The organism is Staphylococcus felis (genome assembly GCF_003012915.1).
Lineage (GTDB): Bacteria > Bacillota > Bacilli > Staphylococcales > Staphylococcaceae > Staphylococcus > Staphylococcus felis.
On sequence record NZ_CP027770.1, the window covers coordinates 38,606 to 50,843 of the forward strand.

13 protein-coding genes are annotated in these 12,238 nt (G+C 37.0%); all 13 read right to left on the reverse strand.

Going from position 1 to position 12,238, the window contains the following annotated elements:
* Window positions 1-125: 125 nt before the first annotated feature.
* The 13 genes from wecB to C7J90_RS00290 all read right to left on the reverse strand — a co-directional run bounded on the left by wecB (window position 126) and on the right by C7J90_RS00290 (window position 12,213).
* Entirely contained in the window at window positions 126-1,262 is a 1,137-nt protein-coding gene (gene wecB / locus C7J90_RS00230; protein WP_103207320.1) for a non-hydrolyzing UDP-N-acetylglucosamine 2-epimerase, read from the reverse strand.
* 25 nt (window positions 1,263-1,287) lie between these two features.
* Window positions 1,288-1,917 (reverse strand): uracil phosphoribosyltransferase, encoded by a 630-nt coding sequence (upp, locus tag C7J90_RS00235; RefSeq protein ID WP_103207322.1) that lies wholly within the window; start codon window positions 1,915-1,917, stop codon window positions 1,288-1,290.
* A 19-nt stretch (window positions 1,918-1,936) separates the two neighbouring features.
* Window positions 1,937-3,178 carry a serine hydroxymethyltransferase gene (glyA, locus tag C7J90_RS00240; protein ID WP_103207323.1) on the reverse strand — a complete coding sequence of 414 codons (1,242 nt, stop codon included), beginning with the start codon at window positions 3,176-3,178 and terminating at the stop codon, window positions 1,937-1,939.
* Between the two features lie 26 nt (window positions 3,179-3,204).
* The gene (locus C7J90_RS00245; RefSeq protein ID WP_103207325.1) at window positions 3,205-3,726 is read right to left on the reverse strand and encodes a TIGR01440 family protein; all 522 of its coding nucleotides are present in this window, start codon (window positions 3,724-3,726) and stop codon (window positions 3,205-3,207) included.
* 248 nt (window positions 3,727-3,974) lie between these two features.
* Window positions 3,975-4,400 (reverse strand): low molecular weight protein arginine phosphatase, encoded by a 426-nt coding sequence (locus C7J90_RS00250; RefSeq protein WP_103207326.1) that lies wholly within the window; start codon window positions 4,398-4,400, stop codon window positions 3,975-3,977.
* Complete coding sequence (locus C7J90_RS00255) at window positions 4,397-5,449, reverse strand: L-threonylcarbamoyladenylate synthase (protein WP_103207328.1); 1,053 nt, start codon at window positions 5,447-5,449, stop codon at window positions 4,397-4,399. The genes C7J90_RS00250 and C7J90_RS00255 overlap by 4 nt, the downstream gene beginning before the upstream one ends.
* 83 nt (window positions 5,450-5,532) lie before the next feature.
* On the reverse strand, window positions 5,533-6,378 hold the full coding sequence (prmC, locus tag C7J90_RS00260) for a peptide chain release factor N(5)-glutamine methyltransferase (protein WP_232618809.1): 846 nt from the start codon (window positions 6,376-6,378) through the stop codon (window positions 5,533-5,535).
* On the reverse strand, window positions 6,365-7,441 hold the full coding sequence (gene prfA, locus C7J90_RS00265) for a peptide chain release factor 1 (RefSeq protein ID WP_103207329.1): 1,077 nt from the start codon (window positions 7,439-7,441) through the stop codon (window positions 6,365-6,367). Before prfA ends, prmC begins: the two co-directional genes overlap by 14 nt.
* The gene (locus C7J90_RS00270) at window positions 7,441-8,043 is read right to left on the reverse strand and encodes a thymidine kinase (RefSeq protein ID WP_103207331.1); all 603 of its coding nucleotides are present in this window, start codon (window positions 8,041-8,043) and stop codon (window positions 7,441-7,443) included. Before C7J90_RS00270 ends, prfA begins: the two co-directional genes overlap by 1 nt.
* A gap of 165 nt (window positions 8,044-8,208) precedes the next feature.
* Window positions 8,209-8,463, reverse strand: coding sequence for a type B 50S ribosomal protein L31 (locus tag C7J90_RS00275; protein ID WP_103207333.1), 255 nt, complete (start codon window positions 8,461-8,463; stop codon window positions 8,209-8,211).
* A gap of 123 nt (window positions 8,464-8,586) precedes the next feature.
* On the reverse strand, window positions 8,587-9,903 hold the full coding sequence (gene rho, locus C7J90_RS00280; protein ID WP_103207335.1) for a transcription termination factor Rho: 1,317 nt from the start codon (window positions 9,901-9,903) through the stop codon (window positions 8,587-8,589).
* 351 nt (window positions 9,904-10,254) lie between these two features.
* Window positions 10,255-11,682 (reverse strand): aldehyde dehydrogenase family protein, encoded by a 1,428-nt coding sequence (locus tag C7J90_RS00285; protein ID WP_103207336.1) that lies wholly within the window; start codon window positions 11,680-11,682, stop codon window positions 10,255-10,257.
* 195 nt (window positions 11,683-11,877) lie between these two features.
* A complete protein-coding gene (locus C7J90_RS00290) occupies window positions 11,878-12,213 on the reverse strand; it encodes a winged helix-turn-helix transcriptional regulator (protein ID WP_103207338.1) in 336 nt (111 codons plus the stop codon).
* Window positions 12,214-12,238 lie beyond the last annotated feature (25 nt).

The following is a 12,238-nucleotide window of genomic DNA, read 5'->3' on the forward strand; positions in this document are numbered from 1 at the left end:
AAAACCGTTCCACACATACAACTTTCATGATAATATAGGGGCAAAAATGTGTCAATTATGCATTGAGAAGCTATGTGATTTGCTTACTCAATTGTCACAATTTAGACACATTTAACCCTTACTTTCTATTTCACCTTAAAAGGCTCTGGTTTATTTTGTGTTAATCCATAGTAATATTTGATATTTTCACAAATACGCTCTGACGCAAGGCCATCACCGTATGGATTTTGAGCGATGCTCATTCGCTCATATTCTGATTGATTCATGAGCAATTCTTTTGTATGTTGGTAAACATCTTCTTCTTCTGTACCTATTAATTTCAAAGTACCTGCTTCGACACCTTCTGGACGTTCTGTCGTATCTCTCAATACTAAAACAGGCTTCCCTAATGAAGGTGCTTCTTCTTGCACACCACCTGAATCTGTCAAGATAAGATGCGCTTGTGCTGCAAAATTATGGAAATCGATAACCTCAAGTGGTTCTATTAATTCAATACGTTCATGATTGTTCAAATATTGATAAGCGATTTCCCGTACTTTTGGGTTTTTATGCATTGGATACACAATGACTACATCATCGACTTCATCGACAATGCGACGTACAGCTTTAAAAATATGTTCCATCGGCTTTCCAATATTTTCACGTCGATGCGCTGTTAATAGAATAATTCGTTTATCTTTATGACGTTTAATAATGTCTGACTCGTAATCTTTATTAACTGTTGTACGCATTGCGTCAATAGCGGTATTACCCGTTACCACAACTGATTCTGTTGATTTATTTTCATTCAGTAAGTTTTGTTGCGCTTGAGTTGTCGGAGCAAAATGTAAGTCTGCCATGACTCCTGTCATTTGTCGATTGATTTCTTCAGGGAATGGTGAATATTTGTTCCATGTTCTTAAACCAGCTTCTACATGACCAATCCGAATCTCATTATAAAAAGCGGCCAAACTGCCAGCAAATGTTGTCGTTGTATCACCGTGAACTAAAATCATATCTGGCTGCGCTTCTTTAATGACATCTTCCAATCCCATTAAAACTCTAGAAGTTACTTCTGACAAAGTTTGACCTCTTTTCATAACATTAAGGTCATAATCAGGTTCGATGTTAAACGTTTCAAGGACTGAATCTAACATTTCACGATGTTGTGCAGTGACCACAACAATAGGTTCAAGTTGATCATCTTTTTTGAGTTGTAGTACAAGTGGCGCCATTTTTATCGCTTCAGGTCTTGTACCAAATATCGTCATAATCCTTTTCATTATCATTTAACTCCTTGTTTGAGAATTATTTTGTACCAAACAATCGATCTCCAGCATCACCAAGACCTGGAATGATATATGCATTTTCATCTAAACGCTCATCAAGTGCTGCAATGTAGATATCTACATCATCGTGTGCCTTTTGTAACTTTTCTACACCTTCTGGCGCGGCAATAAGACACATAAATCGAATATGGTTCGCGCCTCTTTTTTTCAATGAATTAATGGCTTCAATCGCAGACGATCCTGTTGCTAACATTGGGTCTACGACGATGATTTCACGCTCTTCAATATCTTGAGGTAACTTCACGAAATATTCAACCGCTTCAAGAGTCTTAGGGTCGCGATATAGTCCAACATGACCAATACGTGCTGCTGGTACTAAGTTTAATATTCCCGTCGTCATTCCTAAGCCTGCTCGTAAAATAGGAACAAATGCTAATTTTTTCCCTGATAGACGCTTAGCAATCGCTTTTGTTACAGGTGTTTCAATTTCTACATCTTGTAACTCTAAATTTCGTGTTACTTCATACGCCATTAACATACCGACTTCATCGACAAGCTCACGAAAAGCTTTAGTTCCAGTATTAACGTCACGAATGTAACTCAGTTTGTGTTGTATTAAGGGATGATCTAATACATGTACATTTCCCATGATAATGCCTCCGTTTGTACTAATTATGATATAAAGGGTACTTATCTGTTAAATTTCTAACGCGTATTTTAGCTTCTTCAATCACTTTTTCATCTTTGTGATTTTTAAGAACATCACTCATAATATGTGCAACCTCTTCAAACGCCTTTTCATCAAAGCCACGTGTTGTTGCAGCCGGTGTTCCTAAACGAATACCGCTAGTGACAAAAGGTTTTTCTTGATCGAACGGAATTGTATTTTTATTACATGTGATACCGACTTCATCTAGAGTTTCTTCTGCAACTTTGCCTGTAATACCTACTGAGTTTTTAACATCTACAGCTACAAGATGATTATCCGTTCCACCTGAAACAATGCGGAAGCCATTTTTTTGTAACGTTTCTGCTAATACTTTGGCATTTTTGATAACTTGTTGCTGATATGTTTTAAATTCTGGTTCTAAGGCCTCACCGAATGCAACTGCTTTACCCGCAATAACATGCTCTAAAGGTCCGCCTTGAATGCCAGGGAAAATGGTTTTATCAATGTCTTTTTGATATTCAGATTTACATAAAATCATACCACCGCGCGGGCCACGTAACGTTTTGTGCGTTGTCGTCGTTACAAAATCAGCATACTCTACTGGGTTTTGGTGTAATCCAGCTGCTACAAGTCCAGCAATATGCGCCATATCAACCATTAGTTTCGCGCCAACTTCATCTGCAATCTCTTTAAACTTTTTAAAGTCAATTTCTCTAGAATACGCAGAAGCACCAGCAACAATTAACTTAGGTTGGTGTTCTTTTGCAAGCTTTCTGATTTCATCATAGTCAATACGCTCTTCTTCTTTAGTAACACCATATTCGACAAAGTTGTAGAATTTACCACTAAAGTTGACTGGTGAACCATGTGTCAAATGCCCTCCATGACTTAAGTTCATCCCAAGGACCGTATCACCATGCTCAAGCGCAACTAAATAAACTGCCATATTTGCTTGAGAGCCAGAGTGCGGCTGTACATTAACATGTTCTGCATTAAAGATTTCTTTTGCTCGTTCAATCGCTAACGTTTCAGTTTGATCTACAAATTGGCACCCACCATAATAACGACGCCCAGGATAACCTTCTGCATACTTATTTGTCATGACTGAACCTTGTGCTTCCATTACCGCTTCAGATACAAAGTTTTCTGATGCAATCAATTCGATGTTGTTGTTTTGACGTTTAAATTCACTTTGAATCGCTTCAAAAACAGCTTTATCCTTTTTTTCAATATAAGACATAGACTTTTCCCTCTTTTCCTTTAAAGTTAATATTTCGCACGTTCTCCGCCAATTTTCTTAGGACGTGTTGTTGCCACAGTTACATTTGCTTCTCCGATGTGCTTAACTGAAGTACGTACAGGTACAGCGACATGCTTCAAGTGCATACCTATTAAGGTTTGACCGATGTCAATGCCTTTTTGAGCTTTAATATATTCAATCACTATTGGATCTTGCATATGTTGAAATGCATAGGTCGACAATGATCCTCCAGCATGAACATCAGGCACAACCGATACTTCCTCCATGCAATATGGATCAAAGTCCTTACGTTCGATCGTAATTGCACGATTGATATGCTCACAACCTTGAAAAGCGAAGCGAACACCCGTCTCCTCTTGAACTTGAACAAGTGCTTCAAATATCTCTCTAGCGGTTTCGAGTGATCCTTCAGTACCAATACGATGGCCATTAATTTCTGATGTTGAACAGCCTATGACACAAACTTCTCCTTGCTGAAAAAATGATTGAGATTTAAGTTCATTTAATAACGCTTTCAAACCTTTCATTTAACCCCTCCTCACGAGCATGCACCACAATATCACACTGACATTTTAACGATGTGCCGAAGACAATCATAACGCGCTTAGACGAAACACCAGATTAAATCAAAATCACGCTATGATTCGTTTTTAAGCTTAAAGATTTAAGCTTATTCAATTTGTAAAATGCGCTGAAACTCTATTAAAGAACTCAAAACATGCTAGATGATTTCATTATAACGCATTTTTTTCTTCACATATACTGATTACTGTATTTATACTTCAGGAATTTGATCTTTTAACTTTAAGACTAAATCTTTAAGTTGCTTAAATGTTTCTTCGTACACAGCTATGCTTCCACCAAATGGGTCTTTAACATACCCGTTTGAACCAACAAAACTTGTTAAAGTTTGAACATTCACGTCATTTCCATAAATAGAACGAATCAAATGCGTATGATCAGGCGTCATTGTTAATATGATATCCGCATTGACATCCTTCTCCGTCAAGGGTTCTGAATGTTCTTTTTGAGGATAGCCATTTTGACGAAGCAAGCGTTGTGTATTTTGTGCTAGCGGTTGTTGCTGATGTGCCATAATGCCACGAGACGCTATATCGTGCTCTGGCATTACACTTTTAGCAATTCCTTCTGCCATTGGGCTTCGACACGTATTACCCGTACATACAAAAATAATCCTCACAATAACTCATCCTTTACAAATTGATGGTTTGTTGCTTTGATCATGCGATTGACCAGTGCTTCAGCTTCATTTGACTCCAGATACCCATAAATATACGCCATATTAATACTTGGAAGTTGATCTAATCGATGTAAAGCATCGTATAGGTTATGATTCGCAGTTGTAATATCATCCGTTGTTTCACTCAAAATGATAGTAGGACTCTCTTTAGGGAGAAAGTGTTCCAAACTTTTCGGAATAATAAATGCGACATTCGACCAGTCTTCATGTGCCCCTAGATAGATGGGACCATTGATTTGCTGAATCATTTTAAGGGGTGTGTCCGGTGCGTAATGCTTGTACTTCATTCCTGGTGCAATGGGTTTATCAGTAAACGTTATCTCATTTTCGTCAATAGAGTCTGGCAATATTTCATTTAACATTGTACGCGTAATAGTACCGGGTCTTGCTATTTTAAATGGATAAGATGTACAGTCTAATACAGTACTCTCGAGGCCTGCCTCACTTTGAGACGATTGTATAATGCCATCTACTCGACCATTCAAATCTTGATATACGTGATCAAATGTTGTCGGGGATGGTCGACCACTTAAATTGGCACTTGGCGCCGCAATAGGTTTATTCAATACTTTAAGTAATGTCCGAGCAACTGGATGGCTTGGCATTCTGACAGCAATTGTATCCAGTCCGCCCGTTACACTATCACATAAATATCCTTTTTTTAAAGGGAGGATAAACGTAATAGGTCCTGGCCAAAATGCTTCCATTAACTTAATTGTTGATTCTGTCATTTCCGCTACGAATGCATCTAGCTGTTCAGTTTCATATATATGAACGATGAGCGGGTTGTCAGATGGTCGACCTTTAGCTTTATAAATATTTTGAACTGCCTGATCATCACAGGCGTTAGCACCAAGACCATATACTGTTTCTGTAGGTAGTACCACGAGCCCCCCTTTCTCATAGGTAGAGATAATCTCATCGAGTTTTGGATATGATTCAAAATGTGTATGATAATCACGTACATCCCATATTTTTGTACTTTTCACAAAGTGACACCTCTTTTCAGTTAATATTTTACTTCAAATTAAAAAGTTATGCACAGCTCAAACCGTACATAACTTTATCCATTTTATTCATGAGTCCAAATAAAACTGAGTATGCGTTCATTTCCATTAATATCACGATGCACCTCTGGAAATAAATGAGGATAATACGTTAAAAGTTTTTCTTTTAACTGTTTTCCTTGTTGATAACCTATTTCCATAACAACAGGTGCTCCATCATTTAACACTTTTGGAATATCTTGGAATAATTGTTCGTATAGTGCATAACCACCCTGATCTGCAAACAACGCGACATGTGGTTCATATTGAATGACACTTTGATCCATTGCTTTCAGTTCATCGTACCCAATATAAGGCGGGTTAGAAATCAGTCCATCCAAATATATGTTCTGATTAATAAAGGGCTTCAAGCCATCACCTAACAAAAAGTGAATATTTGATTGGTGTGTTGTAGCATTATCTCTAGCCATATTCAGCGCTTCATTTGAAATATCAGAAGCATACACCTTGAGCTGTGGTCGCTCATTTTTAACAGTAATGGCGATTACACCCGTTCCTGTTCCTATATCCGCTATCTTCCCATTGCTTGGAATTAAATTTAGAAACCGCTCGACAACTTCTTCTGTTTCTGGTCTTGGGATAAGAACATGTTCATTCACTTTAAATGATTTACCCCAAAATGTCGCTTTCCCAACAATATATTGAACAGGCACATGATTTTTTAATGCCATTAATCCTTCATCTAAATAGCATAAAATCTCTTTAGGAATAAACTGATTTTGATTCAAAATCAAGTCCATTCGATTCCACCCTAATATGTCCATAACCAACCATTCAACACTTTGGATGTCTTGTGTATACTCTGATAATTGTACTCGAGCATCACGTATCCATTCGTTATAGTTCACCATTGTTGAGTTCTTTCAATTTTTCAGTTTGCTCATGCATTGTCAGTGCATCAATCACTTCATCTAGTTTTCCTTCAATAATTTGGTCTAACTTTTGAAGCGTTAAACCGATACGGTGATCTGTCACTCGACTTTGAGGATAGTTATATGTTCGAATACGTTCTGAACGATCACCTGATCCAACAGCTGACTTACGTTGTGCAGCATACTTTTGTTGTTCTTCTTGAACTTTCATATCATATAAACGTGCTTTTAAGACTTTCATCGCCTTTTCACGGTTTTGTATTTGAGATTTTTCAGAAGATGTTGCAATAACACCTGTCGGTAAATGAGTAATACGAACAGCTGAGTCTGTTGTATTGACGTGTTGTCCACCTGCTCCACTTGAGCGATACGTATCAATTTTTAAATCTTCGTTACGAATTTCAATTTCAACATCTTCAACTTCCGGTAATACTGCAACTGTAGCTGTTGAAGTGTGAATACGCCCTCCTGATTCAGTTTCAGGTACACGTTGAACACGATGCGCACCATTTTCAAATTTTAATTTACTATATGCCCCATCACCTGAAACTGAGAAGCTGATTTCTTTATAACCACCATGATCACTTTCAGTTACTTCAACAATTTCAGTTTTAAAATGATGTGATTCTGCAAACTTTGAATACATTCGGAATAAATCACCCGCAAAAATAGCCGCTTCATCCCCACCTGCTGCTGCGCGAATCTCAACAATAACATCTTTTTCATCATTAGGGTCTTTCGGAATCAGCAAGACTTTTAATTGTTCTTCAAGTTCGGGTATTTGTGCTTTGAGTGCACTTGATTCTTCTTTAAGCATTTCAATTTCATCACTATCTTTTGTTTCACTTAACATCAGTTCGATTTCTTCTGTGTCTTCTTTAACTTGTTTGTAATGACGGTAGACATCGACAGTCTTTTGTAACTCTGCTTGTTCTTTTGAATACTTTCTCAATTTATCTGTGTCACTGACGACATCAGGATCACTTAATAATTCATTTAACTGTTCATATCTTTCTTCTACGATATCTAATTGATCAAACATTAATTTAAGTCCTCCTCTTCTGTTTCAGATGGTGCTACAACGTGATGTGCACGGCATCTTGGCTCATAGCTTTCATTTGCCCCTACTAAAATGGTAGGATCATTCAATTTTGCTGGTTTTCCATCAATTAAACGTTGCGTTCGACTTGATGAAGCCCCGCACACTGCACAAACTGCTTGAAGCTTTGTAATGTGCTCACTCACAGCAAGCATCTCCGGAACTGGGTGAAACGGTTCGCCTCTGAAATCCATATCCAAGCCTGCCGTAATCACACGATACCCCTTTTCTGCTAATTGTTCCGCAATATGTACAATATCTTTATCAAAAAATTGAATTTCATCAATCCCAATAATGTCTACACCTTTCAAGTCATAATCAAATATTTCGCTTGCAGACATAATCGTTATCGCTTCAATGGCATTACCATTATGAGATACAACTTTTTCTTTTTGATATCTATCATCAATAGTCGGCTTAAACACAACTACTTTTTGTTTAGCATATATACCTCTACGCAGTCGTCGAATCAATTCTTCAGACTTTCCGCTAAACATACTTCCAGTGATACATTCTATCCAACCTGAATGGTACGCTTCATACATAATTATTTCCACCTTTTTCTTTCAAAACAAAATCAATTCATTATATCATATTTTTAAGTACGTTATAGTGATTCAAATAAAAAGGATTGTGCTTTTTAAAATCAAAAATGATATTGTTTTAACAAAAAAAGCACCCCCAAATGAATGGGAATGCTTGAATCGTCATTAGTTGTTTGATTTGAGACCAAACTTTTTGTTGAAACGTTCCACACGTCCGTCTGCTGCTGCGAACTTTTGACGACCAGTGTAGAATGGGTGTGAATCAGAAGAGATATCTAAACGAATAACTGGGTACTCGTTACCATCTTCCCACTCCATAGTTTCACTTGTTTGTTTTGTAGAACCGCTTAAGAATTTGTAGTTAGTCGTTGTATCTAAAAAGATGACTTTGCGGTATTCAGGATGGATTCCTTGTTTCATTATTTTCAGCTCCTTTGCCCTGAACCATCTGGAACAGAGTTATTTGTGAGTACTTACCCAATACTTAAACATTATATATGGTGAAAAGTTAAAAAGCAACCCTACTTTAGGAATTGTTCAAATTTAAATAATAGGTTTCCCTGTCTTTGTGCTGTCAATAGCACGTTTTTGCAGCTCTGCAAAAAATGCTTCATTCGTTTTAGTCCGTTTGATTGCACGTATAAAACGTTCGGCAAAGTCCGGTGAGTTTGAAAGCATATTGCGTAATTGCCATAAGCTATCCAATTCTTGTTTAGAAATCAACATTTCCTCTTTACGTGTAGAGCTACGATTGATATCAATAGCTGGGAAAATACGTCTTTCTGACAAACGACGATCTAAATGTAACTCCATATTCCCAGTTCCTTTGAATTCCTCATAAATCATGTCATCCATTCTAGAACCAGTATCTACCAATGCTGTGGCTAATATTGTTAGACTGCCACCCGCTTCAATATTACGTGCTGCACCAAAGAAGCGTTTAGGACCGTGTAACGAAGCAGGGTCTAACCCTCCTGATAAAGTTCGACCACTTGGGGGAATGACTAAATTGTACGCTCTCGCTAATCGTGTAATTGAATCCATTAAAATAATAACGTCTTCTCCTATTTCGACTAAACGTTTCGCACGCTCTAATAAAAGTTCTGATACTTTAACATGATGTTTAGGATGTTCGTCAAATGTTGAGTGTACAACTTCTGCCTCTTCAACTGAACGTTCCAAATCAGTTACTTCTTCAGGTCTTTCTCCAACTAATAATATAAATAGTTTAGCCTCTGGTTTATTTTTTACAATTGCATTTGCGATTTCTTTAAGTAAAGTGGTCTTTCCTGCTTTAGGTGGCGCAACGATCAATCCACGTTGACCTAGGCCGATTGGGGTAATTAAGTCCATCACTCGTGTTGAGTATTGATGAGGTTCAGTTTCAAGCTTAATACGTTCATCTGGATATAATGGCGTTAATGCTTGAAAGTGCGGTCGCTTTTTGACTTCTTCTGCATTGTGATCATTCACAAAGTCGACTTGCAGTAATCCATAATATTTTTCATTTTCTTTCGGCTTTCGGACTTTTCCTGTTACTTTATCTCCGAGCTTGATTTCAAATCGTCTAATTTGGCTTGCTGATATATAAATATCCTTTTCACCTTTTGAGAAATTGACAGTTCGCAAAAAGCCGTATCCGTCTTGTTGAATATCGTCTAAGATACCTTCCATATAGTAATTGCCATCTTTTTCCATTTGAGCTTCCATAATGGCAAGAACCAGTTCCTTCTTATTCAATTTACTGTAGTTGATGACTTTTAAATCTTTAGCTTTTTGTGTCAAAGCTTTTGTGGTATAATTTTTATACAGTTCATGAAAGGACTCATACTGGGGTGAGGTTCTCTCTCGTGTAGTCATATTTAAACACTCATTTCGTATTATTTTCTATAATCATAAAGCATCTAGCAATACGATATCAAGAATACTATAGCAAAATTTAACATTAAAGACAAAACTTGTATTGAAGAATTAAAATTCAATATCCTTCTTTATTCGGTTATCATTTCACCTCAATATACATAAATAGAATTCCAAATTAAAAATGATATAAATCGTATGAAATGGTTCGAAATATTGCCTAAACTAATTTTAACAGCGGCGTTTTTAATAAATGAATTGGGTAACTGGCTTTAATTTCTGATTTACATCATTTCTAAAACCAGCTACCCAAAATGATATTAAACAATTTATTCAATCGTTAATTTAAAACTATTGGTAGTATCCAGCGATAGATTTAACTTCTAAAAATTCTTCGATACCATAGTCGCCCCATTCTCTACCTAATCCAGATTGTTTATAACCACCAAATGGCAAATCAGGTGCGCGACCTGCTTCATTAATTTCAACCGTACCCGCTTCAATAGAACGTGCGACATGTGTTAATGTGTCTTTATCCTTACCGTATACATATCCAGCGAGTCCATATTTTGTATCGTTTGCAATTTCAATAGCTTCATCAAGATCTTTATAGGTGATGACAGACATCACAGGGCCAAAAATTTCTTCTTGTGCAATTGTCATTTTATTATGGACATTTGCAAAAATAGTCGGTTGTGCAAAGTATCCTTTTTCGAGTCCTTTTGGCTTACCGAGACCACCATAATATAATTCAGCACCTTCATCAATGCCTTTTTGGATATAATCTTGAACTTGTTTAAATTGCTTTTCACTCACAATCGGTCCCATTTGTGTTTCTTTGCTTTGTGGGTCACCCACTTTGACTTCTTGCATCGTAGTTTTGGCTTTTTCTAAAAATGTATCTTTCATCGATTCAGGAATAATCGTTCGCGTTCCTGCTGTACAGACTTGCCCCGTATTATTAACCACTTTGCCAACTGCCGCTTTTGCCGCCTCTTCAATATCAGCATCATCTAGAATAATATATGGTGATTTACCACCAAGTTCAAGTGAAACCTTTTTAAAATCTTTGCTGGCTTTTTCCATAATTTTTGAACCTGTACCACCTGAACCTGTAAACGACATCATACGTATATCTGGATGTTCGCTAAGTGGATTTCCAACACCTTCACCATCACCATTAACAAGGTTAAATACACCTTTTGGCACACCTACCTTATCAAAAATTTCAGCTAAAATAATCGCTGCAAATGGTGTCATTTCAGAAGGCTTTAAAACAACCGGGCTTCCTGCTGCAAAGGCAGCTGCTAATTTAAGAGATGTTTGATTTGTCGGGAAGTTCCAAGGTGTAATTAATCCTGCAACACCTATTGCTTCCTTTACAATTAAGTGATCTCCACGTCTTTCTTCAAATTGAAAATCATCTAGCGCATCATATGCAGCTTGAAAATGGTTCAGTCCCATTTGATAATGGACATCTTCTGATTTTTGGATAGGTGATCCAAGTTCTAATGTCATCGCTTCAATTAAATCTTCTTTGCGATTTTTGTATTCTTCAACTATTCGACCTAGAAGTGCTTGACGTTCTTTAACAGGCATATGACGAAACTCTAAATAGACTTTTCGTGCTGCTTCAACAGCTTTGTTCACATCTTCTTCGTTGCCTTTAGCTATACGACCAAATACTTCTTCAGTCGCTGGATTGATAACATCGATAGTTTCGCCACTAGCACTATCAATCCATTCTCCATTGATATACTGCTTGATTTGCTCTCTCATGAACTAACACTCCTCTATTTATGTGTTTATATATTTTAATTAACCGTTAAGTACATAGGATAAACCTTGTTCATATGACACTCAATCATTTCAACTTGTAAGGAATTTATCTTCTCACAAAAATAAGGCTAGAACACATCGTTCCAGCCCAAAAATTCACAATAAAATGATATATAATCTAAGATGCCTCAATGCTTAACTTGATTGAGGATTTTCAGTTAATTCAACATGTTCATGCGCCCAATCTTCTAACGGTTTTAAAGCTATAGCCAAATCTTTGCCTTTTTCGGTCAAATGGTAACAAACAGAAGGAGGATTTTGAGAAATAACTTCTTTAGTCAAAAGTCCCGCTTCAGCAAGTTCTGCAACCTTCAGAGACAATGCGCGATTCGTGATTGGCTTTAAGTCTCTTTTCATTTCAGAAAAATGTGCTTTATGTTCAGGACATGTTGAAAGATAATGCATGATTAACCCATTCCAACTACGTCCTAGTATTTTAAATGTTTCTTCCAAATATGGGCATACTTCCATAGTTATCACCTCTCTTATTAGTACG

Coding starts and splice junctions, on each gene's coding strand:
- rho (WP_103207335.1), bottom strand. CDS start 9,903: ATGACTACACGAGAGAGAACCTCACCCCAGTATGAGTCCTTTCATGAA.
- wecB (WP_103207320.1), bottom strand. CDS start 1,262: ATGAAAAGGATTATGACGATATTTGGTACAAGACCTGAAGCGATAAAA.
- glyA (WP_103207323.1), bottom strand. CDS start 3,178: ATGTCTTATATTGAAAAAAAGGATAAAGCTGTTTTTGAAGCGATTCAA.
- prmC (WP_232618809.1), bottom strand. CDS start 6,378: ATGGTGAACTATAACGAATGGATACGTGATGCTCGAGTACAATTATCA.
- upp (WP_103207322.1), bottom strand. CDS start 1,917: ATGGGAAATGTACATGTATTAGATCATCCCTTAATACAACACAAACTG.
- prfA (WP_103207329.1), bottom strand. CDS start 7,441: ATGTTTGATCAATTAGATATCGTAGAAGAAAGATATGAACAGTTAAAT.
- C7J90_RS00290 (WP_103207338.1), bottom strand. CDS start 12,213: ATGGAAGTATGCCCATATTTGGAAGAAACATTTAAAATACTAGGACGT.
- C7J90_RS00245 (WP_103207325.1), bottom strand. CDS start 3,726: ATGAAAGGTTTGAAAGCGTTATTAAATGAACTTAAATCTCAATCATTT.
- C7J90_RS00275 (WP_103207333.1), bottom strand. CDS start 8,463: ATGAAACAAGGAATCCATCCTGAATACCGCAAAGTCATCTTTTTAGAT.
- C7J90_RS00270 (WP_103207331.1), bottom strand. CDS start 8,043: ATGTATGAAGCGTACCATTCAGGTTGGATAGAATGTATCACTGGAAGT.
- C7J90_RS00285 (WP_103207336.1), bottom strand. CDS start 11,682: ATGAGAGAGCAAATCAAGCAGTATATCAATGGAGAATGGATTGATAGT.